At 62.7% G+C, this 21596-nt stretch carries 21 protein-coding genes; 19 read left to right on the top strand and 2 right to left on the bottom strand.

All coding sequences use genetic code 11. From position 1 onward, the window contains the following. The first annotated feature begins 33 nt into the window (after nucleotides 1-33). The 16 genes from NKJ88_RS21910 to NKJ88_RS21985 all read left to right on the top strand — a co-directional run bounded on the left by NKJ88_RS21910 (nucleotide 34) and on the right by NKJ88_RS21985 (nucleotide 15417). On the top strand, nucleotides 34-1773 hold the full coding sequence (locus tag NKJ88_RS21910) for a relaxase/mobilization nuclease domain-containing protein (RefSeq protein ID WP_352445448.1): 1740 nt from the start codon (nucleotides 34-36) through the stop codon (nucleotides 1771-1773). 27 nt (nucleotides 1774-1800) lie between these two features. Then, entirely contained in the window at nucleotides 1801-3786 is a 1986-nt protein-coding gene (locus tag NKJ88_RS21915; RefSeq protein ID WP_352445450.1) for a conjugal transfer protein TraG, read from the top strand. 7 nt (nucleotides 3787-3793) lie between these two features. Continuing rightward, nucleotides 3794-4249, top strand: coding sequence for a CopG family transcriptional regulator (locus NKJ88_RS21920; RefSeq protein ID WP_352445452.1), 456 nt, complete (start codon nucleotides 3794-3796; stop codon nucleotides 4247-4249). Nucleotides 4250-4613: 364 nt separating this feature from the next. Beyond that, nucleotides 4614-4961 carry a type II toxin-antitoxin system RelE/ParE family toxin gene (locus NKJ88_RS21925; RefSeq protein ID WP_502904765.1) on the top strand — a complete coding sequence of 116 codons (348 nt, stop codon included), beginning with the start codon at nucleotides 4614-4616 and terminating at the stop codon, nucleotides 4959-4961. Further along, nucleotides 4958-5275, top strand: coding sequence for a helix-turn-helix domain-containing protein (locus NKJ88_RS21930; protein ID WP_352445456.1), 318 nt, complete (start codon nucleotides 4958-4960; stop codon nucleotides 5273-5275). The genes NKJ88_RS21925 and NKJ88_RS21930 overlap by 4 nt, the downstream gene beginning before the upstream one ends. Nucleotides 5276-5491: 216 nt before the next feature. Further along, entirely contained in the window at nucleotides 5492-6508 is a 1017-nt protein-coding gene (trbB, locus tag NKJ88_RS21935) for a P-type conjugative transfer ATPase TrbB (protein ID WP_352445457.1), read from the top strand. A gap of 35 nt (nucleotides 6509-6543) precedes the next feature. After that, complete coding sequence (locus tag NKJ88_RS21940; RefSeq protein ID WP_352445486.1) at nucleotides 6544-6837, top strand: TrbC/VirB2 family type IV secretion system protein; 294 nt, start codon at nucleotides 6544-6546, stop codon at nucleotides 6835-6837. Then, nucleotides 6837-7133, top strand: a complete 297-nt coding sequence (locus NKJ88_RS21945) for a VirB3 family type IV secretion system protein (RefSeq protein ID WP_352445459.1) — start codon at nucleotides 6837-6839, stop codon at nucleotides 7131-7133. Before NKJ88_RS21940 ends, NKJ88_RS21945 begins: the two co-directional genes overlap by 1 nt. A gap of 14 nt (nucleotides 7134-7147) precedes the next feature. Next, entirely contained in the window at nucleotides 7148-9601 is a 2454-nt protein-coding gene (gene trbE, locus NKJ88_RS21950; protein ID WP_352445461.1) for a conjugal transfer protein TrbE, read from the top strand. Further along, nucleotides 9598-10356 (top strand): P-type conjugative transfer protein TrbJ, encoded by a 759-nt coding sequence (trbJ, locus tag NKJ88_RS21955; RefSeq protein ID WP_023825257.1) that lies wholly within the window; start codon nucleotides 9598-9600, stop codon nucleotides 10354-10356. Before trbE ends, trbJ begins: the two co-directional genes overlap by 4 nt. Nucleotides 10357-10366: 10 nt before the next feature. Beyond that, on the top strand, nucleotides 10367-10762 hold the full coding sequence (gene trbK-alt, locus NKJ88_RS21960) for a putative entry exclusion protein TrbK-alt (RefSeq protein ID WP_023825258.1): 396 nt from the start codon (nucleotides 10367-10369) through the stop codon (nucleotides 10760-10762). A gap of 1 nt (nucleotide 10763) precedes the next feature. Further along, nucleotides 10764-12125, top strand: coding sequence for a P-type conjugative transfer protein TrbL (gene trbL, locus NKJ88_RS21965; protein WP_352445463.1), 1362 nt, complete (start codon nucleotides 10764-10766; stop codon nucleotides 12123-12125). Between the two features lie 2 nt (nucleotides 12126-12127). Beyond that, complete coding sequence (gene trbF, locus NKJ88_RS21970) at nucleotides 12128-12811, top strand: conjugal transfer protein TrbF (protein WP_031200004.1); 684 nt, start codon at nucleotides 12128-12130, stop codon at nucleotides 12809-12811. After that, entirely contained in the window at nucleotides 12808-13947 is a 1140-nt protein-coding gene (gene trbG / locus NKJ88_RS21975; RefSeq protein ID WP_245260163.1) for a P-type conjugative transfer protein TrbG, read from the top strand. Before trbF ends, trbG begins: the two co-directional genes overlap by 4 nt. After that, the gene (locus NKJ88_RS21980; RefSeq protein WP_023694970.1) at nucleotides 13944-15188 is read left to right on the top strand and encodes a TraB/TrbI/VirB10 family type IV secretion system protein; all 1245 of its coding nucleotides are present in this window, start codon (nucleotides 13944-13946) and stop codon (nucleotides 15186-15188) included. Before trbG ends, NKJ88_RS21980 begins: the two co-directional genes overlap by 4 nt. 1 nt (nucleotide 15189) lies before the next feature. Next, entirely contained in the window at nucleotides 15190-15417 is a 228-nt protein-coding gene (locus NKJ88_RS21985) for a DUF2274 domain-containing protein (RefSeq protein ID WP_023716200.1), read from the top strand. Between the two features lie 57 nt (nucleotides 15418-15474). Here NKJ88_RS21985 and NKJ88_RS21990 read toward each other — a convergent pair whose 3' ends face one another. Next, the gene (locus NKJ88_RS21990; RefSeq protein ID WP_023716199.1) at nucleotides 15475-16410 is read right to left on the bottom strand and encodes a LysR family transcriptional regulator; all 936 of its coding nucleotides are present in this window, start codon (nucleotides 16408-16410) and stop codon (nucleotides 15475-15477) included. Nucleotides 16411-16421: 11 nt separating this feature from the next. Continuing rightward, a complete protein-coding gene (locus NKJ88_RS21995; protein WP_023694972.1) occupies nucleotides 16422-17417 on the bottom strand; it encodes a class I SAM-dependent methyltransferase in 996 nt (331 codons plus the stop codon). A 273-nt stretch (nucleotides 17418-17690) separates the two neighbouring features. Here NKJ88_RS21995 and NKJ88_RS22000 point away from each other — a divergent pair, with 273 nt between their 5' ends. The 3 genes from NKJ88_RS22000 to NKJ88_RS22010 all read left to right on the top strand — a co-directional run bounded on the left by NKJ88_RS22000 (nucleotide 17691) and on the right by NKJ88_RS22010 (nucleotide 21262). Further along, on the top strand, nucleotides 17691-18578 hold the full coding sequence (locus NKJ88_RS22000; RefSeq protein ID WP_023829990.1) for a helix-turn-helix transcriptional regulator: 888 nt from the start codon (nucleotides 17691-17693) through the stop codon (nucleotides 18576-18578). 76 nt (nucleotides 18579-18654) lie between these two features. Beyond that, a complete protein-coding gene (locus NKJ88_RS22005; protein ID WP_352445466.1) occupies nucleotides 18655-19860 on the top strand; it encodes an MFS transporter in 1206 nt (401 codons plus the stop codon). Beyond that, entirely contained in the window at nucleotides 19850-21262 is a 1413-nt protein-coding gene (locus NKJ88_RS22010; RefSeq protein WP_155923359.1) for a hypothetical protein, read from the top strand. Before NKJ88_RS22005 ends, NKJ88_RS22010 begins: the two co-directional genes overlap by 11 nt. Nucleotides 21263-21596 lie beyond the last annotated feature (334 nt).

Here is a 21596-nt window from a genome sequence, read left to right on the forward strand (position 1 = left end):
TGCGTGCCTTGATACGATGTGCGGATCTTCGCCATGAACGGTGAAGATGGTTTCCGAATCCGGCCCGGCCGCATCCGCTCGCCCAGTGTCCAGCGCGCCAGGCCCTTCATCGCGCAGGCGCTTGCCGCCGCCCAGAGGGCTGGCGCTCGTATTTGCCGCTCCGGCCGGATCGGCCCGGGCAATCGCTCGACCTTCGGGCGTGGCCGCTCGGCAAGCGTGCGCGCCAATCGTCTCCTCACCGGCCGCTCGCGCATCGTGATCATCAAGACACGGCTGGTGCGCCACCACGCGCGCGCCGCGCCGCTTGCCGCCCATCTCACCTATCTGCGCCGCGAGGGCGTCACCCGTGACGGGGAGAAGGCAAGGCTGTTCGGGCCGGAAGGCGGGGAGGTGGATGGCGGTGCTTTCGCCGCGCGGTGTGGCGATGATCGGCACCACTTCCGCTTCATCGTCTCGCCCGAAGATGCTGTCGACATGGCGGATCTCAACACCTTCGCCCGCGATCTAATGAGCCAGATGGAGAAGGACCTCGGCACAAAACTGGATTGGGCTGGCGTCGATCACTGGAACACCGACAACCCGCACCTTCACATCATCCTGCGCGGCCAGACTGATGACGGGCAGGATCTTGTGATCTCCCGCGATTACATCAAGGAGGGGATGCGCGCCCGCGCCGCCGACCTCGTTACCCAGGAGCTCGGCCCGCGCACCGATCTCGACATCCGCCGCAATCTGCAGCGCCAGGTCGAAGCCGAACGCTGGACCCAGCTTGACCGGCAGCTTGTTCGCGATGGCCGCGACACCGGCGTCATCGACCTTGCCTCCGCCGCGAGCGCCCAGCCCGACGAGTATCACGTGTTGAAGGTCGGACGGGTGCGCAGGCTCGAAACCCTTGGCCTTGCCGAACAGGTCGGCCCAGGCCAATGGATGATCGACGAAAAGGCCGAGGCGACTCTGCGCGAGCTTGGCGAACGCGGCGATATCATCAAGCGGATGCACCGCGCCTTGACAGAACAGGGCATCGAGCGCGGCGCGGCGAACTATGTGCTGGCGGCGGAGCGCCTCGACACGCCTATCGTCGGTCGGCTGGTCGACCGCGGCCTTGATGATGAGCTGAAGGGCAGCGCCTACGCCGTGGTCGATGGCACCGACGGCCGCACACATCACATCAAGCTGTCCGATCTCGATGCCGCCGGCGACAGCGCTCCGGGTTCGATCGTCGAGCTGCGCAAGTTCCATGACTCACAAGGACATGGGCGCGCAGCGCTCGCTGTCCGTTCCGATCTCGATATTGAGCGGCAGGTTACCGCCGCCGGCGCCACCTGGCTCGATCGCCAGAACATCGCCCGCGAACCGACTGCACTGTCCGAAGGCGGCTTCGGCGCCGAGGTACGGCAGGCGATGCAGCTCCGTGCCGACCACCTCGTCCAACAGGGCCTCGGCGAGCGGCATGGCCAACGCACAACCTTCACCCGCAACCTAATAGACACGCTGCGTCGCCGCGAGTTGGAGGCGCTCGGCGAAAAGCTCTCGGCCGAAACCGGCCAGCCGTTCAACCGCGTTCGCAGTGGTGAGTTTGTGGCCGGTTCCTACCGGCAACGTTTCACGCTCGCCTCCGGCCGCTTCGCCATGATCGATGACGGCCTCGGTTTCCAACTGGTGCCCTGGACGCCGTCTCTCGAAAAGCATCTTGGCCGCCACGTCTCGGGCGTCGCTCGCGATGACGGCGGCATCGACTGGAGCTTCGCCCGCAAGCGGAGCCTCGGTCTCTAACCTCATTGTGAAGAAAGGACCGCTTCTATGTTCGCCACCAAGATACTCTGGGGCCAGATCCTCGCGGTCTTGATGATCGTTCTGATCACCACCTGGAGCGCGACGCAATGGGTAGCCTGGCGCCTGGCATTCCAGCCCGAGCTCGGCAGGCCATGGTTCCGTGTCCTGGGCTTTCCGTTTTACCTTCCGCCGTCATTCTTCTGGTGGTGGTATGGCTTCGATGCCTACGCGCCGTCGATCTTCGTAGAGGGAGCCTTTATCGCGGCTTTCGGCGGTTTCGCCTGCGTCGCCGTCGCCATCGGCATGTCGGTCTGGCGGGCTCGAGAGGCCAAGAAGGTCGAGACCTACGGCTCCGCCCGCTGGGCCGACAAGCAGGAGGTCAAGGCAACGGGCCTTCTCGGCCCCGATGGTGTGGTGCTTGGGCGATATGACAGCGCCTATCTGCGCCACGATGGGCCGGAGCATGTGCTGTGCTTCGCGCCCACACGTTCGGGCAAGGGTGTCGGCCTCGTCGTCCCGTCGCTGCTGACCTGGCCGAGCTCCGCCGTCGTTCACGACATCAAGGGCGAAAACTGGCAACTCACCGCGGGTTTTCGCGCCAGGCATGGCCGGGTCCTGCTGTTTGATCCGACCAATCCGAAATCCTCATCCTACAACCCGCTGCTCGAGGTGCGCCGCGGCGAATGGGAAGTCCGCGACGTTCAAAACATCGCTGACATCCTGGTCGATCCCGAAGGCTCGCTCGAGCGGCGAAACCATTGGGAGAAAACCAGCCATGCCCTGCTGGTCGGCGCGATCTTGCATGTCCTCTACGCCGAGCCGGACAAGACGCTTGCCGGCGTCGCCGGTTTCCTCTCCGATCCAAAGCGTCCGATCGAATCGACGCTGTCGGCGATGATGAAAACGGCGCATCTGGGTGAAGCCGGTCCGCACCCGGTTATCGCCAGCGCCGCGCGGGAGCTCTTGAACAAATCGGACAATGAGCGCTCCGGCGTGCTGTCCACCGCCATGTCGTTCCTCGGCCTCTATCGCGATCCCGTCGTGGCCGAGGTAACGCGCCGTTGCGACTGGCGCATCAGCGACCTCGTCGACGACAAGCATCCGACGACGCTCTATCTCGTCGTGCCGCCGTCCGACATCAACCGGACCAAGCCGCTCATTCGCCTTATCCTCAATCAGATCGGTCGACGCCTGACGGAAGATCTGCAGGTGAGGGCGAAAGGGCACCGGCTGCTCCTGATGCTTGACGAGTTCCCAGCACTTGGCCGTCTCGATTTCTTCGAGTCGGCGCTCGCCTTCATGGCCGGCTACGGCCTGAAAAGCTTCCTGATCGCTCAATCCCTCAATCAGATCGAGAGGGCGTACGGCGCAAACAACTCAATCCTCGACAACTGCCATGTCCGGGTAAGCTTTGCGACCAATGATGAGCGCACCGCCAAGCGCGTATCCGACGCGCTGGGAACAGCGACCGAGATGAAGGCCATGAGGAACTATGCCGGCCATCGGCTGTCGCCGTGGCTCGGTCATCTCATGGTCTCCCGTTCGGAGACGGCTCGCCCGCTGCTCACGCCTGGTGAAGTGATGCAACTGCCGGCCACCGACGAAATTGTCATGGTCTCGGGTGCGCCGCCGATCCGCGCCAAAAAGGCGCGCTATCATGACGATGCCCGCTTCAGGGAGCGTATCCTGCCGCCGCCGGTGCTGACGGCGGCAGCGGAGAGGAAACCCGACGACTGGACGAAACTGCCTCTGCCTCTCCGTCCCTGGATTGCCGAAGCCACGTCGGTGCCGTCGGCCACAGATGACGATACAACTGATTCCGAGCGTCGTCGGCAACCTGAGCTCAGTCGCGTCGAGCAGGTCGTGAAGCCTTCGACCGAGAACGAATTCGAGATCGATCACCTCGACGACGCCGACGAAGACAATGTTGCCCGCAATCGTCGATTGACGCGCCTCATGCAGGGCATTGCGCGACAGGTGTCGCTCGACCCCGGCGACGGCGTGGATATGTGAGGCTCCCATGGCAAAGCCACCCCGCAAACAACGCCTGTCCGTCTATCTCGATCCGAGGGTGATGGGCAGGCTCGCCGAACATGCGGCGCGCCGTGATCTTTCACGGTCGCTCGTCGCCGAGGCGGCCATCGAGTCGTTCCTCTCACCCGATGCCGCCGAGCGACAGGAGGCGGCGATCACCAAGCGGCTCGACCAGATCGATCGGCGTATCTCGCGCCAGGAGCGCGATGTTGGAATCGCGGTGGAGACGCTCGCTGTTTTCGTCCGCTTCTGGCTGGCGACAACACCAGCGTTGCCCGAGCCCGCGGCGCAGGCTGCCCACGCCAAGGCCGGCGAGCGCTATGATGCCTTCGTCACCGCGCTCGGCCGGCGCCTGGCGAAAGGTCCTAAGCTTCGACAGGAAATCTCCGAGGACATCGATGGCGGCCTGGACACACTCCAACCCGGCAGGCCCGTGGGCTAAATGGACGGGCGGACTGAGATTTGCAAGCATCGATATGTCGAGCCATATCAAAGCGTTGGAGTGATATGTTGTCATAAAACACGCTTTGCCAACCTGTCGAGTTTGGCAGAAGCGATAACTAGACAAAAGCAGGGTGAGGTCGCGTATACGGCAACCATGTCGGGCGCGAAATCCGCAATTCAAGATCCCTGATTGCATGAGGAACCGCGCCTTCATGAGCTTCTATGGTCACTTGGAAAAAACAGCCGTCTGAGCCGAGTCAGTTATTTTCAGTGGCTAGGCGGTGTCAGGATTTTTTGTTGAAAATTATAGTCTGTATGCTATAAGGCAAGGAAGAATGAAAAATCAGAAGCCCGCAGTATGGATGGGTTCGTCGAAGGGCGACCTGCGCGAGTTTCCGGTCGATGTTCGCCGGTTGATGGGTGTCGCAATCAACGACGCCCAGAATGGTGAGGAGCACCCGGCTGCCAACGCCCTGAAAGGCTTTGGCAGCCGCAGCATCCTCGAGGTGGTCGACGACTTCGACGGGGATACCTACCGGGCCGTCTATGCGGTGCGCTTTGCCGGAGTGATCTACGTGCTTCATTGCTTCCAGAAGAAGTCGAAGAAGGGCAGGGAGACACCCAAGCACGAAATCGATCTCGTTATGGCGCGATTGAAGGCGGCCGAGGCGCACTACCGCGAAAACTATGGGAAAGGAACAAAGTCATGACAGAAGACATCACCGCCGAAGTGAGCAGCGGCAACGTGTTTGCGGACCTCGGCTTTGACAATCCCGAAGAGGAATTGCTCAAGGCCAAGTTGGCCCGCGAGATCCGCGCCATTATCAAGCGCCGGCGCCTGACCCAGGCGAAGTCGGCCGAGCTGCTCGGGATGAAACAGCCGGACGTCTCCGCGATCGTCACCGGGCGAACGGGCAAGTTCTCGATAGATCGCCTCGTGCGTTGCCTCGATCGGCTCGATTACAAGGTGGATGTTGTGGTGCGCCATAAGCCTCGACAGTCAACTCGTGCTGAGGCCGCTTGACCAGACGCCTTCGCCGACGAGCGCACAATTGACGACGAGCGCCGCCCTTGCCTGAAGATCGCCGCCTTGATTACAGGTCGGCACCGCCAATCTCCTGTATTTGCACTCTACGCCACTACGCCTCGATATAGGTGTTGAAACCACTCGAGATGCGGCTCTCTTAATCATCCCCGTCCAGGGGCCGTCCATGTTCCCCCGGATCCAAACGGGGACAGGATGGCAGCTTCGCATCACAATTCAGAAGGTTTGGCGCGCGGCGCACGCATGCTGCGCACAGCGCTCGGACCCGCGATCGCGCGCTATCTCGACGACGCCGGCATCGTCGAAGTGATGCTCAATCCCGATGGGCGTCTGTGGATCGATCGCCTGTCGGAGGGCCTATCCGACACAGGAGAGCGTTTGTCGGCAGCGGACGGCGAACGCATTGTTCGCCTCGTCGCTCATCATGTCGGTGCCGAGGTCCACGCCGGCGCCCCACGCGTCTCGGCCGAGCTGCCCGAGACGGGGGAGCGGTTCGAGGGGCTTCTTCCTCCCGTCGTCACGGCGCCCGCCTTCGCGATCCGCAAGCCCGCCGTCGCCATCTTCACCCTTGAAGACTATGTCGCGGCCGGGATCATGTCGGCGTGCCAGGCGGACGCACTTCGGCTGGGCGTTGCCGATCGAGCGAACATTCTCGTCGCTGGCGGCACATCCACGGGCAAGACCACGCTGATCAACGCGCTGCTCGCTGAAGTGGCCAAGACTGCCGATCGCGTCGTCATTATCGAGGATACGCGCGAGCTGCAATGCGCCGCGCCCAATCTCGTGTCGATGCGCACGAAAGACGGGGTCGCGTCGCTCTCCGATCTTGTTCGCTCATCGCTGCGCCTGCGCCCCGACCGCATTCCGGTCGGCGAGGTGCGCGGGGCCGAGGCGCTCGAGCTGCTCAAGGCCTGGGGCACCGGCCACCCCGGCGGCCTTGGCACGATCCACGCCGGCAGCGCCATTGGCGCGCTCCGCCGCATGGAACAGCTCATCCAGGAAGCCGTCATCACGGTTCCACGCGCGCTGATCGCCGAAACGATCGACCTGGTTGCCGTCCTTTCCGGCCGCGGCTCCGCGCGCCGGCTGTCCGAACTCGCCCGTGTCGATGGCCTCCGCCCGGACGGTGATTACCAGGTCGCGCCAGCCGTCATCGAGGGCGACGACAGCCCAACCTTCCTCATCCAAAGCCCTGAAGGAGAAAATCCGTGATCCAACGCCTGCGCCTCGCGCGCCATCGTCTCGCCATGACCGTTTCCGGTGCCACGCTCGTCCTGGTGATGGCCGCGCCCGCTTATGCCTCCGGCTCGTCGATGCCGTGGGAACAGCCGCTGCAACAGATCCTCCAGTCGATCGAAGGGCCGGTCGCCAAGATCATGGCGGTGATCATTATCATCGTGACCGGCCTGACACTCGCCTTCGGCGACACGTCGGGCGGCTTCCGCCGGCTCATCCAGATCGTGTTCGGCCTGTCGATCGCTTTCGCGGCGTCGAGCTTCTTCCTGTCGTTCTTCTCGTTCGGCGGCGGAGCGCTGGTCTGATGGCGGGTTCGGTCGAACAGAGCGGGTCAATGCCGGACTACGCAGTGCCGGGTTATGCGGTCCTCGTGCACCGGGCGCTGACCGAGCCGATCCTGCTCGGTGGCGCCCCGCGCGCCATTGCCATCATGAACGGGACGCTCGCCGGCGCGGTGGGGCTGGGGCTGCGTCTGTGGCTCGTCGGCATCGCCATCTGGGCGATCGGCCATGTTGCCGCCGTCTGGGCCGCCAAACGCGATCCGCTCTTCGTCGACGTCGTTCGCCGGCATCTGCGCATCCCCGCGCATCTCACGGTCTGAGGGAGGTCGCGCCGATGATGAACCTTGCCGAATATCGTAACCGTAGCAGCCGGCTCGCCGACTTCCTGCCCTGGGTGGCATTGGTCGGCGCCGGCGTCGTCCTCAACAAGGACGGCAGCTTCCAGCGCACCGCGCGCTTTCGCGGTCCCGATCTCGACAGCGCCGTTCCGGCCGAACTGGTTGCCGTCGCCGGCCGCCTCAACAATGCCTTCCGCCGTCTCGGCTCCGGTTGGGCGATCTTCGTCGAGGCGCAGCGCCATGCCTCGACCCGTTATCCCGACAGCAGCTTTCCGGATGCGGCCTCGACGCTGGTCGACGCGGAGCGCAAGGCGGGCTTCGAGGAGGCCGGCGCGCATTTCGAGTCCAGCTACTTCCTGACGCTCACCTATCTCGCGCCCGCCGAAGATACTGCGCGAGCGGAAAGCTTGCTCTACGAAGGCCGCGAGAAGAGGGGCCTCGACCCCAACGCGGTGCTGACCGGGTTCGCCGATCGCAGCGACCGCGTCCTGCGCCTTGTCGAAGCCTTCATGCCGGAGTGCCGCTGGCTCGATGACGCCGAGACGCTGACCTATCTGCATGGCTGCGTCTCGACCAATCGCCACTGTGTCCGCGTTCCCGAAACACCGATGTATCTCGATGCCATGCTGGCCGACCAGCCGCTGACCGGCGGGCTCGAGCCGCGGCTTGGCGCGTCGCACCTGCGCATTCTCACGCTCACGGGGTTCCCGACCGCGACCACGCCGGGTCTGCTCGACGAGTTGAACCGGCTGGCCTTCCCTTATCGCTGGTCGACACGCGCGATCTTGCTCGACAAGACAGACGCGACCAGGCTGCTGACAAAGATCCGGCGTCAATGGTTCGCCAAGCGCAAATCGGTCGCGGCGATCCTTAAGGAGGTGATGACCAACGAGGCATCCGTCCTCGTCGACACCGACGCCGCAAACAAGGCCGCCGATGCCGACATGGCGCTGCAGGAACTCGGCGCCGACTATGCTGGCATGGCCTATGTCACCGCGACGGTGACGGTTTGGGACGATGATCCCGGCATCGCCGACGAAAAACTGCGCCGGGTCGAAAAGGTCAGCCAGGGCCGCGATTTCACGGCGATTATCGAAACCATCAACGCCGTCGACGCCTGGCTCGGCAGCCTGCCGGGTCACGTTTACGCCAACGTCCGTCAACCTCCCATCTCCACCCTCAATCTCGCCCACATCATTCCGCTTTCCGCGGTGTGGGCGGGCGAGGTGCGGGACGAGCATTTTGCAGCGCCCCCTCTGCTCTTCGGCAAGACCGAAGGCTCGACCCCGTTCCGGCTTTCGCTTCACGTCGGCGACGTTGGCCATACGCTGATCGCCGGCCCGACCGGCGCTGGCAAGTCCGTGCTTTTGGCTCTGATGGCACTGCAGTTCCGCCGCTATGCAGGCTCGCAGGTTTTCGCCTTTGATTTCGGCGGCTCGATCCGCGCGGCGGCACTTGCCATGGGCGGCGACTGGCATGATCTCGGCGGCGATCTCAGCGATGGGGCAATCGACAGCGTCAGCCTTCAACCGCTCGCGCGTGTTCATCATGTCCCCGAGCGCGCCTGGGCCGCTGACTGGATCGTGGCGATCCTGACACGCGAAGGTGTGACGATCACACCTGAGATCAAGGAGCATATCTGGACGGCGTTGACCTCGCTGGCGTCCGCGCCGGTCGGGGAGCGCACCATCACCGGTCTCGTGGTGCTGCTGCAATCAAACGATCTCAAGCAGGCATTGCGCCCCTATTGCGTCGGGGGTCCTTACGGCCGGTTGCTCGATGCCGAGCGCGAGCATCTCGGATCGGCGTCTGTCCAGGCTTACGAGACCGAAGGGCTGATCGGAACGGGTGCTGCGCCCGCGGTGCTGTCCTATCTCTTCCATCGAATCGAGGACCGGCTCGATGGCTCGCCAACCCTTCTCATCATCGACGAAGGCTGGCTTGTGCTGGACGATGAGGGCTTTGCCGGCCAGCTCCGCGAATGGCTGAAGACGCTGCGCAAGAAGAACTCCAGCGTCATCTTCGCCACGCAGTCGCTCAGCGACATTGACGGCTCGGCAATCGCGCCCGCGATCATCGAGAGCTGCCAGACCCGTCTTCTGCTGCCGAACGAGCGCGCCATCGAGCCGCAGATCACGGCGATCTATCGTCGCTTCGGCCTCAACGATCGGCAGATCGAGATCATCGCGCGGGCGATGCCGAAGCGCGACTATTACTGCCAGTCCCGACGCGGCAACCGGCTGTTCGAGCTCGGTCTGTCGGATGTGGCGCTCGCGCTCTGCGCTGTGTCCTCGAAGACCGACCAGGCCGCGATCGCACGCATCTTCGCCGAGCACGGCCGCGACGGATTCCTCGCAGCCTGGCTTAGCCATCGTGGCGTCGGCTGGGCCGCTGAACTTGTTCCCGCCCTAACCAGCCCCGCCCTCACCAACAAGGAGAAGTCCCCATGAAACTGCGCCGTTCCCTTGGCATGCGGTTCGCCGCCGCACTGCTTGTCGCACCCGCCGCATTCTCGCCCTTCCTGGCGACGCCGGCACACGCCATCATCGTTTTCGATCCGTCGAACTATTCGCAAAACGTCCTGACGGCAGCGCGCTCGCTCGAACAGATCACCAACCAGATCACCTCGCTCCAGAACCAGGCGCAGATGCTCATCAACCAGGCGCGCAATCTCGCAAGCCTGCCGTTCTCCTCGCTGGAACAGCTTCAGCAGTCCGTGCAGCGTACGCAGCAACTGCTCAGTCAGGCGCAGAACGTTGCCTATGACGTGCGGCAGATCGATCAGGCCTTCCAGCAGAAATACGGCAACGTCTCGCTATCGGCTTCGGATCAGCAACTCGTCGCCGACGCGCGCTCGCGCTGGGGCAACACGGTTGGTGGCCTTCAGGATGCCATGCGTGTGCAGGCGGGCGTCGTCGGCAACATTGACACCAATCGCAGTGAGATGTCGGCACTGGTCGGCCAAAGCCAGGGTGCGACGGGCGCGCTTCAGGCAACACAGGCCGGCAACCAGCTCCTCGGGCTTCAGGCGCAGCAGCTTGCCGATCTCACCGCTGTCGTCGCCGCGAATGGTCGGGCGCAAGCGTTGCAATCGGCCGAGCAGGCCACCGCCGCCGACCAGGGCCGGGAGCAGCGCCGCCGCTTCCTGACGCAGGGCTCGGGCTACCAACCCGGCAGTGCGCAGATGTTCTATGGCAAGAACTAAGGCCGGAGCGATGGATGGCAAGATCCTCGCTCGTGTCAGTGCGGTCGTCTTCATCGCGGTCGCTTTGACAGTGACCGCGATCGAGATGAGCAGCAAGGACGATGAGCCTGACGCCCTTGGGACACGGGACCGTTCCACCGCGTCACAAGACCTGCTCGCGTTCGAATTGCGCCGCTGTTCCGGGATCGGCGAGGCCGGTCCTCGCGATCCCGGTTGTCTGAAAGCCTGGGCAGAGAGCCGGCGCCGGTTTCTCCGTCAACGTGACTCGGCAACCGCGCCTGCGCCGGTAGCGCCGACAACGCTGTTTCCGAATGTGCCCGCGTCAGGCGACCGGCAAGAAGGGGAGGGGACGGATGTGACCGCTCCCGCGATGCAGGTCGAGCCGCCTCGGCCGGAGGCGCGCTGACATGGGCGGCATGGGCGTCATCGACCATTTCCTCGAAGTCTTCACACGCTACATCGACAGCGGCTTCGGCCTGCTCGGCGGCGAGGTGGGCTTCATCGCCACAACTCTGATCGTCATCGACGTGACGCTGGCGGCGCTCTTCTGGTCCTGGGGTGCCGACGACGACATCATGGCGCGCCTCGTCAAGAAGACGCTCTTCGTCGGCGTCTTCGCCTACCTCATTTCCAACTGGAACAATCTCGCCCGCATCGTCTTCGAAAGCTTCGCCGGGCTTGGCCTGAAGGCCTCGGGTACGGGTTTTACCGTCAACGATCTCATGCGCCCGGGCAAGGTGGCGCAGACCGGGCTCGATGCCGGCCGGCCGTTGCTGGACTCGATCTCGAACATGATGGGCTATTGGTCCTTCTTCGAGAACTTCATCCAGATCGCCTGCATGTTCTTCGCCTGGGCGCTGGTGCTGCTGGCCTTCTTCATCCTGGCGATCCAGCTCTTCGTCACCCTGATCGAGTTCAAGCTGACGACGCTCGCCGGTTTCGTGCTGATACCCTTCGGTCTGTTCGGCAAATCCGCGTTCATGGCCGAGCGGGTGCTTGGCAACGTCATCTCGTCCGGCATCAAGGTGCTCGTGCTCGCCGTCACCATCGGCATCGGCTCAACCCTTTTCTCCGAGTTCACTTCCGGATTCGGCGGGACCACGCCGTCGATCGACGACGCCATGGCGATCGTGCTGGCCGCGCTGTCGCTGCTCGGCCTTGGCATATTTGGACCTGGTATCGCCAACGGTCTCGTCTCCGGCGGCCCGCAGCTCGGCGCGGGTGCGGCGGTCGGCACCGGGCTCGCCGCCGGCGGCATGGCAGCAGTGGGCACAGCGGCCGGCGGCGCCATCGTGTCCGGAGGCGTGGCTGTCAGCAGCGGTGCTGCAACGGCGGCCCGTGGCGGTGCCGCCACCGCGGGCAGGGCATCCACAGCCTACGGCCTCGGCGCGGCGGGACAGTCAGGCTTCTCCGGCGTCGCATCCGGGCTCGGCGGTGTCATCAGCGCCGGCGCGCAGGGCGCCATCTCACCGCTGAAGCGAGCGGCAAATAATGCGGCAGGCAGCATGAAGCAGAGCTTCCAGTCCGGCGCTCGCGCTGCCTTCCAGACGACAGGCGGATCCTCCACGGCTGGCACAATCGGCGCGAACGCGCCCGAAGCCAGCTCCGCTCCCGTTGCGTCCTCCGCCACTGAAAGTCAGCCTGCCTGGGCGAAGCGCATGAAGCGCTCGCAACAGAAGTCCCATGGCGTCCAGGCCGCCGCCCACGCTGTTCGCAGTGGCGACAGCCATGGCGGCGGCTCCTCGATCAACCTCTCTGAAAGAGACTAAGCATGTTCAAACGACCGTCCACGCACTACGGCAGATCCCCACAACCCGAGACGCCCTACCAGCGTGCTGCGCAGGTCTGGGACGAGCGCATCGGTTCCGCTCGCGTGCAGGCGCGCAACTGGCGGTATATGGCTTTCGGTTGCCTGGCGCTCGCCGCGGGCTTCTCCGCAGCGCTCATCTGGCAATCCGCGAAAGGCTCGATCGTGCCTTGGGTGGTGCAGGTCGATCGTCTCGGCCAGGCGCAGGCCGTGGGACCCGCGATCGGCGACTATCAGCCGAGCGATCCGCAGATTGCCTTCTACCTGGCACACTTCCTCGAACAGGTGAGGTCGATCCCCGCCGATCCGGTCATCGTGCGGCAGAACTGGCTGCGCGCCTATGACTTCGCGACGAAGGGCGGGGCGCTGGCCCTCAACGACTATGCGCGCGCCAATGACCCGTTCACCAAGGTCGGCAAACAGCAGGTCGCCGTCGACGTGTCGTCGGTCATCCGCGCATCGCCGGCGAGCTTCCGCATCGCCTGGATCGAACGCCGCTATCAGGATGGATCACTCGCTTCCACGGAGCGCTGGTCGGCCATTCTCACCATTGTCATGCAGCCCCCGCGCGACGCCGACACGCTGAGGAAGAATCCGCTCGGCATCTACATCAACGCCATCAACTGGTCGAAGGAGCTTGGACAATGATGCCCGCACTCTGCAACACCGCCCCCCGGGGGTGTCCGGCTTTCCTCGTTCGCGCAATGCCGGCCTTACGCAAAATGGCCTTTCCAGCACTTCTGCTTTTGACCTCGGCGCTTGCGGGCTGTGCCACCAGGCAGAAGCCGCCGGAGATTTCCTATGACGATCCGGTCCCGGCCGTGCAGGCGGTCGATCCGCCCCCGCCCGTCAAGGTGGTGGAGCTGTCCAAGCCGCTGCCGCTTCCAGGCCAGTTGAAGCCGGTCGGCAAGGCCGCAAAGCCCGACCCGGAACCGACCGATCCGGCCGCGCGCGTGAACCTGGCCAATGCGGCCGCGCGCGTCCAGCCTGTCCGCAACGGCTTCATCAACTCGATGCAGGTCTATCCGTTCGTCGATGGCGCGCTCTATCAGGTTTATGCCTCGCCGGGGCAGATCACCGACATCGCGCTGCAGCCCGGCGAGCAGCTCGTCGGCTCCGGTCCCGTCGCCGCCGGCGACACCGTGCGCTGGATCATCGGCGATACCGAGAGCGGTACGGGCGGCGCCAAGCAGGTCCACATCCTCGTCAAGCCGACGCGCGCCGACCTTCTCACCAATCTCGTCATCAACACCGATCGGCGGACCTATCACATGGAACTGCGCTCGACGCCGTCGACCTATATGGCATCGGTTTCCTGGCAATATCCGCAGGACCAACTCATCGCTTTGCGGCGTCAGAACCAAGAGGCTGAAGCTGTGCAGCCGGTCTCGACGGGCATCGATCTTTCTCGCGTCAATTTCCGATACCAGGTGACAGGCGATCGCGCACCATGGCGGCCGTTGCGCGCCTTCGACGATGGCAAGCAGGTGTTCATCGAGTTCCCGCGCGGCATCGGCCAGGGTGAGATGCCGCCACTGTTCGTGGTCGGGCCGGAAGGTGACACGTCCGAGCTGGTCAACTATCGCGTGCGCGGCAACTACATGATCGTCGACCGGCTGTTTGCCGCCGCCGAGTTGCGCTTCGGCGCCGGCAAGAACCAGCAGCGCATCCGCATCTCCCGCACCGATGGGGTGAAGAGCAGTCGATTTTCATGGATGCGTGGCCCTGGTGAGACCCCGCAAGCGACGTCCCTCCGAACAAACAGGGGAGGGTCGTCATCATGAGCGACAGATTGGATCCCGGGAAGGAAGAGGGCCGGGGGCCGGCGGATGACGCCCGGCCGGAGGCGTCGGTCGAGGATGACGCCCGGCCCCTGACAGGCGAGCCGGCCGCAGCCATGCGGCTGCGCGCCGAGCAACCGCGGGTGACGCGTCTGTCCCGCAAGGCGCTGGCCGCGTTGGGGCTCACCGCAAGCCTCGCTGTCGGCGGTGCGCTGATCTACGCGCTGCAGAACCGTCAACAAGGCCAGGGTCAGGAGCTGTACTCAACCGACAATCGCTCGACGCCCGATGGGCTCGCCGGCCTGCCAAAGGACTATGCAGGCGTCCCAAAGCTTGGCCCACCGCTTCCCGGCGATCTCGGCCGCCCGATCCTCGCCGCGCAGAATGGCGGCCCCGCGCTATCAACAGGTCCCGTTGGACTGGACCAGGAGGAGCAGCGCCGGGAGCAGGAACTGGAAGCGGCGAGGACGGCGCGCTTGTTCGCGTCCACGCAAACGCGGCCTGCAAGTGACACGACCGTCGCTCAAGTCACGACAGAAACCGTGCCACGGCCTGATCTCTCCAGCCTTGGGTTCGCGCCGCAGCCGGCCACGCCCTCGGCGCAGGACCGGCAGCGCGCGTTCCTTGATCAGCCGGCGGACAAGCGAACCGTCTCGCCTGATCGCGTCGCGGCGCCGGCGTCGAAAAACGTCCTGCAGGCGGGCGCTGTCATCGCGGCCGCCCTCATCACCGGCATTCGCTCCGACCTGCCGGGTCAGATTACCGCGCAGGTGACGGAGAATGTCTATGACAGCCCCACCGGACAAGTCCGTCTCATTCCGCAGGGTACGCGCCTCATCGGCCAGTATGACAATGGTGTCGGCTTCGGCCAGCGTCGCGTGTTGCTGGTCTGGACCAGACTGATTTTTCCGAACGGCCGCTCCATCATTCTGGAACGTCAGCCTGGCGCGGACGCGGAAGGCTATGCTGGGCTCGAGGACGGCGTTGACTATCACTGGGGCGAGCTCTTCAAGGCTGCAGCGCTCTCCACGGTTCTGAGCATCGGCGCGCAGGCAGGCTCATCGGGCCAGGAGAGCGACATCATGCGCGCTCTTCGTCAGGGTGCTTCCGACAGCATCAGCCAGACAGGCCAGCAGATCGTGCAGCGGCAGCTCAATATAGCGCCGACACTCACCATCCGACCGGGATACCCGGTGCGCGTCATCGTCACGCGCGATCTCGTGCTTGAACCTTATGGAGGCTGAAATGGCCAAGCTGAAACTGGGGCCAATCGCTGACGACAAACCTGTCAAGGTCATGGTGGAGCTTCCCGCGGCATTGCACCGTGACCTGACCGCTTATGCCGAGATCCTCGGCCGCGAAGCGGGGCACCGGCCCGCCGATGCGCCGCGCCTCATCGTTGCGATGTTGGAGCGGTTCATTGCGACGGATCGGGGCTTTGCCAGGGCAAAGCGTTCGGAAAGTGCTGGCTAAGGGCCTGGGGACCGAAGTCGAACCGGGTCAGTCGCGCCTCCCATTCATGGCGTGACTTCAGAAATCGCGCCGCGGCGAGCTCCTCCATTGACAGGTCCCGGGTCGTGCTGCTGTCGCCATGTTTCTTGCGGTCCCAACCAGCCGCAAGAGCGCGCGCTTTGGGTTCGATTCAAGCCACACTGCCTTGATCCAACTGATGCTGCTCTGCCCACGGATCGGTTTCCACACTGTGGCGTCGATGGCGACTGTCCTGGCAAAACCCTCGCCCGCCAGAGTGACGCCTTGACCGAGTTGCACCTTGAGGATGACCGTTGCTTCGCTGGCGCGACATATCTGGATAGCGGGGCCACCATTCGCAGCGATATGCTCCAGCAATTGCGGATCCCGGGAGGATTCGCCTGAAACCAGCAGACACGTATCTGCAAGATCTGCCCATCTGACCGCAGGCTTTTCTGCAAGCGGATGGTAGCAGGGCAGGAGAACGAACAAACGCTCGTGCGCAAATATCTCGCTACGGCACAGGGCGGCGTTCTCAAGCCCGTGCGTGAAGACGATGTCGAGGCGCCGGCGGCGTATAGCCGCCAGGCACTGTTCGAGTGGAACGTCTTCGATCTCGACGCACACGTCTGGATGTAAACGGCCAAAACGATCGATGAGACGTGTCACGAACGTGCGCCCCATCTGGGCGCATAATCCTATCCTGAGCGTTTTGACATCCTGGTGACCGCGACTACCTCCAGCCAGTGCATCCTGCAAGCCTTCATAATGGGCCCGGACAAGATCGACCCAGGCCCGGCCTGCCTCGGTCAGCCGAACGCCATGGACGTCGCGGTCAAACAACTGCATGTCGAGCAACTGCTCGAGAGCTACGATGTTGCGGCTGACACAGGATTCCCTCACTCTGAGAACTCTTGCAGCCTGCCTGAGGCTGCCATGGTCGACAGCTGCGAAGACATGGTCCAAACGGCGGAGCGTGTTGTCGACCTGTCCCAAGGCGCAGGAGCCTATTCCTGCGCGGCAGGGACGCTAACGGGCAGGGGCGGACACAAGCTCGTTTCGTAGACGTACTCGTGCGGAATGGCCGGAGTGGCCATCTGGGAGAGGTACCGGTTTAGGTTTTCCTCGCTATTGCTCGCCGCCAGGCTACAGAAATTTCCGCTGTTCCACGTCAGTGAGCAGTAGCTGAAATGCTGGCGTATGGCGTCGGCCATCTGTGCCAAAGTCACCTCATTGCCGAACATCGTATCCAGAACGAGGGTTTGCTTCTTCTCGATTTCATCTGGGGGAAAATAGCGCGCCTTGAACCCAAAATCCTTCTGGTATTCGCGACGCCTGTAGTCCGGCTCCTCGGTTGCCCGGAACTTTTCGACGAAGACGAAGATTCCGTCCTGCTTGAGGTGCTGGGTCACGAATTCGATCTGGCTTGCTCTGTTGGGCGAGTACATCTGAAAGGTCGTATCTTCGAGAATGATGTCGAACCCGTGGGCAAAATTTGCCAGTCGCGGATCTGAACGCAGGACGTCCTTTGTCAAATGATGAAAGGGGCCGACGAAGAAGTCAGCGTGCGGCGGTTCGCCATAAGCCATGAAGCAATTGTAATTCTCCGCGTTCGGGCTGCACGACAGTGTGCGTATCTGTCCCTCCGACAGTTCGGACAGTGTCCTCGCCATCGTGCCTTCCGCTGTTCCAAGGCTGTATAGCGAATGCGGACCACCACGATCCCGTGCGTATTTCAGCATTGCGTAGGCCGTCCGGCACTCCTCCTCCAATCTGTAGGGAATGCTGCCGTGATAATGCTGGTCAAAAAAGCCTTGTCGTGCCGCATGAAGGCTGACCAGGCCGCGCAGCAGTTCATCGCTCGGCAGAAGCCGGGCGTCGGCGACGGGCTTGCGGATTGGCATCCCGCTCTTGCCAGCGGCGGTCGCCGCGAAAAAGCCTGCCAGTCCGTTGATCCGTGGGCCGTGGTCGCACTCAGCCAGAAAGTCGTCGAGTCCACGCATCGCAGTATGCCTCCAGCAACATTGGTGAGATGCCGATACGTCGATGGGGGAAATTCCACCAAGATAAGTGGGGTCTAATATTTCACCGGGCTCAAGTATTGGCTGAGCCAACTGGTAGGCCTGCCGGATACAGGCGGCTTTCACTCGTTTGCCATTTTTTCGCTAAAGTCACATCTTCTACCAATCCAGAGTTATTTGCGTGTTGTTCAGCAACCCATGGTTCGCCACATCATGCGACGACTGGCCGCTCGCCAGTAAGGAGGCTGCGGATACGTGAATACTCTTGCGCTCGACCCGACCCAGAATCGCCGTTCCCGGCACCAGTCGCTTACACACAAATATGAGAATTGGGGGAGCGTGCGGGCGGACGTGGTCAAAAGAACCGGGCTTGAGCGCCAGGAAACAAGAATCCTGCAGCCAAACCATTTGTTCCTGATGAACCTGAAGGGCACGGCGTGCCGCGGAGAAGACATCGTGGATGGGCGCCGGATTGCCTTTTTGCCGCGCCGGGCCGGTTCGATAATCTTCATGCCCGCCGGCAGTGATTGGAATGGGTGGGACGAGGGGGACGCGACCGCTTCCTACCTCCTAGTCTCGATTGCAAAAGAGTTCGCCGACGATGTGTTTGCGGGAACGGCTCGCCATCGCCCGGCAGTGCTGCCGCCGTCGATCGGGTTTCGGGACGGCACTGTAGAGTTGGCGTTGCAGAGGATTGCCTTGGAGCTCAAGCAGCCTGACCCCATCAGCGCAACGATGGTGGAGTGCCACGCCACGCAATTGCTCGGCCAAATGTTGAGGTTGAACGGCTTCCATCAGGAGCCGGCAAAAGGCGGTTTGTCATCGTTCGATCTCAAGCGGGCGGTGGACATGATCGAGACGTTGTCGGACGGCAGACCTACGCTCGCCGATCTGGCGAAAGAAATTGGGGTTAGCCGGTTCCATTTCTGGAGGGCCTTCAAGCAGTCGACAGGCATGACGCCGCACGCATTCATTGCGCAGCGACGGCTGGAGCAGGCCGCGGACATGCTGCGATCGACCAGTCTGTCGGCGACGGAAATCGCGATGGAATGTGGTTTCGGCAGCTCGAGCCATTTCACGACCGCCTTTAAGCGGGCATTCGGCGCGGTCCCGACGGAGTTTCGTCGTAACTGCAGAATCTAGCCCGCCGCTTGACATCACAGTAAAGCAGGCTTGGCGGAAGACGGTATCCATCGGCGGTCAGCCGGATACGCCGCTCATGTCAAACCTGGTTCGAGTTCATCATGGCAAAGGACGGGCCGGCCGGTCCAGTCCCTGCCTCGGATTCCTGGCCAGCACGCTATCGGCGGCCGTTGCCCGAAACGGCTACTACATCGCATCCGCCTGGATTCTCGTCGAGCGAGGGTACGGAACCGCCGGCGTGGCGACGTTCCTTGCGATCGTCAGCGTTGTCGAATTCATCGCGAGCCCTCTGGCCGGTGTAGCGGCGGATCGATTTGACAGGCGATGCTTGAACGTTGCGGCAGACCTCAGCCGCTTCGTCGTTATGCTGGCTACCGCTTGCGCGCTTCTCGACATGGACGTGTTTGTGATTATCTGTCTGTCAGCGGCCCTCTTTTCGTTTTGCGACCGTGTCGCGCTTACAAGCTCTCAATCGTTGATCCCCGTGATAGCTGACGGCCGCGATCTTGTAGCCTCGAATTCCGCCGTCTTCTTCGTCATGCAGGTCGGCGATCTCGGCGCAGCTTTGCTTGCAGGGCCTTTGCTGCATGATCGCTCCCCAGTCCTGCCATTCACCGTTATTGCTGCCTTCTTTTTGTTTTCATCGGGCTGCCTAGCCTTGATGCGGCTGCAACCGGTTTCGCGTGATGTCCGCTTCGCCAAAATCTCGGCAGCACAATTAGATCCAAGCCTGCGTCGTCTCATCGGCGTCTACGCGCTTCTCTACACAAGCGCGGTGCTTGTCAGCGTCATGGGATCTAGCTTCGTCTTCCAGGAGCAGAAGGGTACTGCCGCGGATTTCGGCTACCTTGAGGCTGCATGGTCGGCGGGCTCACTGATCGGTGCGGTCTCTCTATTCCGGATTGAAAGAGCGATGAGTACCCACGTGCGGCATCTCATGCTTTTGGGCTTAACGGCGCTGGTACTCATGGCGCTGGCATCTCTGCCCACGCCCTGGACAGTGATCCTTTTTGTCGCGCTCGGATTTCTATACAATCTTGGACGCGTCAGCGTTGAAGTCACATTGCAGTCGCATGTATCCATTTATCTTTTGGGCCGGGCCAAAGGCATTATGCATAGTGTGGCCGTGGTACTCGGGTTACTCATCTTCGGCATCGCCGCCGCTGTCGGAGATCGAGCATTTCCTTCGACGATTTTCTTGAGCTTTGGCGTGGCGCTCCTCGTCAGTATTTTGTGTTTGAGCGTGGGTGTAATTCAGACACGAGAAAAAGGTGAAACGTGAGGTGGAAGAGCTAACAGCAGGCGTAGATGCGAAACAGGCAGTCCTGGGGTCGCTGACGGCACTCTACCCCTGGATGAGCCCATACCATTCCCGGCCGATCCGTGATTATGCGTTTCGCCTGTTTACGGCGCCGGCTTCGGTTCCCATGCCAGAAATCCGGCTCCGAGCCTTCACCAAACTACTCGACATCATCAGGAAGGCAGCGACACGAAACGGGTTGTCTGCCGATACCGCCTTGGAAATCTGCAGGGATTTCCAAAGGCGCCGCGTGTTGCAGACAGGCCCTCATTTGTTTCTCCTCCTGGAGCCGGAAGCCTATTATACGCATATCTTCAGCCTCCTTGGTCTCTCGGCGCATGGCTGTTCGACCTACGTTTCCTACGCCGTTTCGACGGTGAATCTCGTCGAAAAGCCACGCAAGGGACCAGGCTGGATCACCGTTGACGGCAAGCCGGTCAACGTCTTTGGCCTGAGCCGAAGCCGGATGATCGGATACAGCCTGCTAGCCGGGCCGGGACCTTACAGGTTCGAGTTGTTACCGAGGGAGCCAAATACTGGGGGAGACGCGCTCACGCTGCTTCGTAGCCTTCTGCCGAAAACGCAATTCGACCGGCCGGCGCATGCCATCAAGGCAGCCAATCTCATCCTTTGGCCAAGAATGTTCGGAGACCGCTTTGCCTTCCTGCAGATCGACGACGAGGATATCGCCGACCTGGTGGCCGACCATCTGTCGGACGAAAATTCCTGGCTACGCATGAGACTGCTGGAAGACCCGAAGTTCGCCTCCAATATCCTTGCCGGCATCGATGGGCTCGCGTCCGGCCCCTGGAGTGGCTGGCTCGCGCGCGGTACCGACTTCTTCTGGCTCTACGAAAATGGCAAACGCCTTCCGCTGCGTCTGGTTGCCGGAGAGCTCATCGATCCCGCGACCGGTATGAAGGTGGCGTGCTTCACAGCCCCCGATATCCTTGAGCGGCTGGCAAATCGCAGCCTTGTCCCGAATCTCCTGCTGATGTTTCTGGTTTTGTCGATCCTGCCCGGCGTGCGCGCGCTTGGAGGCAGCTATCAGCCGATCTATTACCCCCTGATGCGCTATGTCGTCTCCCGGGCGCTTGAGGCCACAGGCGTGGATGAAGATCTTCAGCAGGCTCTCGCAAGCGACGACGTACCGGGTGCTTGGGGACATCGGGTAATTGAGTGTGATGATGATCCGCTCGAGCTATTCCTGAAGGGCAGGAACGGCGCGATGAGTGATCTCATCGGCCGTTTGGGCGACATTTCCTTCGCCGAGGCTTGTGGAAGCATGAAAGGCTTCGTGACAGACCCGTCGTGGAATGAACTTCACAGCCGACTGCGGCAGGGGTTGGTCACGCCGTCCGATGCGGAATGGGCCTTTTCCTGAAATGTCCTATGCACTTCCCATGTGTACGACGGTTACGAATGGCAGCTTTGCGCCCCATGTCGGTCATTGAGCAAGCCATAGTTGCATCCGAAAGCGGACACTTCCGCCAACGGCCACCTTTGCGCTTACCGGCTATCCCAACGGAGCAACAGGCGGTTACGCTCGACGCCGCTCGGCGCCTCGGTAATCGACGCTCTTCAAAATTCAGACTGGACCGGTGCCCTACTGACGAAGCCAGTAGCACTAACGCCTTCCCGCCCTGGGCCGCGTTCGCTATGTCTGGCCGCGCCGTCCGCCTTGGATCCACCTGATGTGCCCAGGACAGCTTGTATGA

Source organism: Mesorhizobium sp. M0016 (assembly GCF_040324035.1).
Lineage (GTDB): Bacteria > Pseudomonadota > Alphaproteobacteria > Rhizobiales > Rhizobiaceae > Mesorhizobium.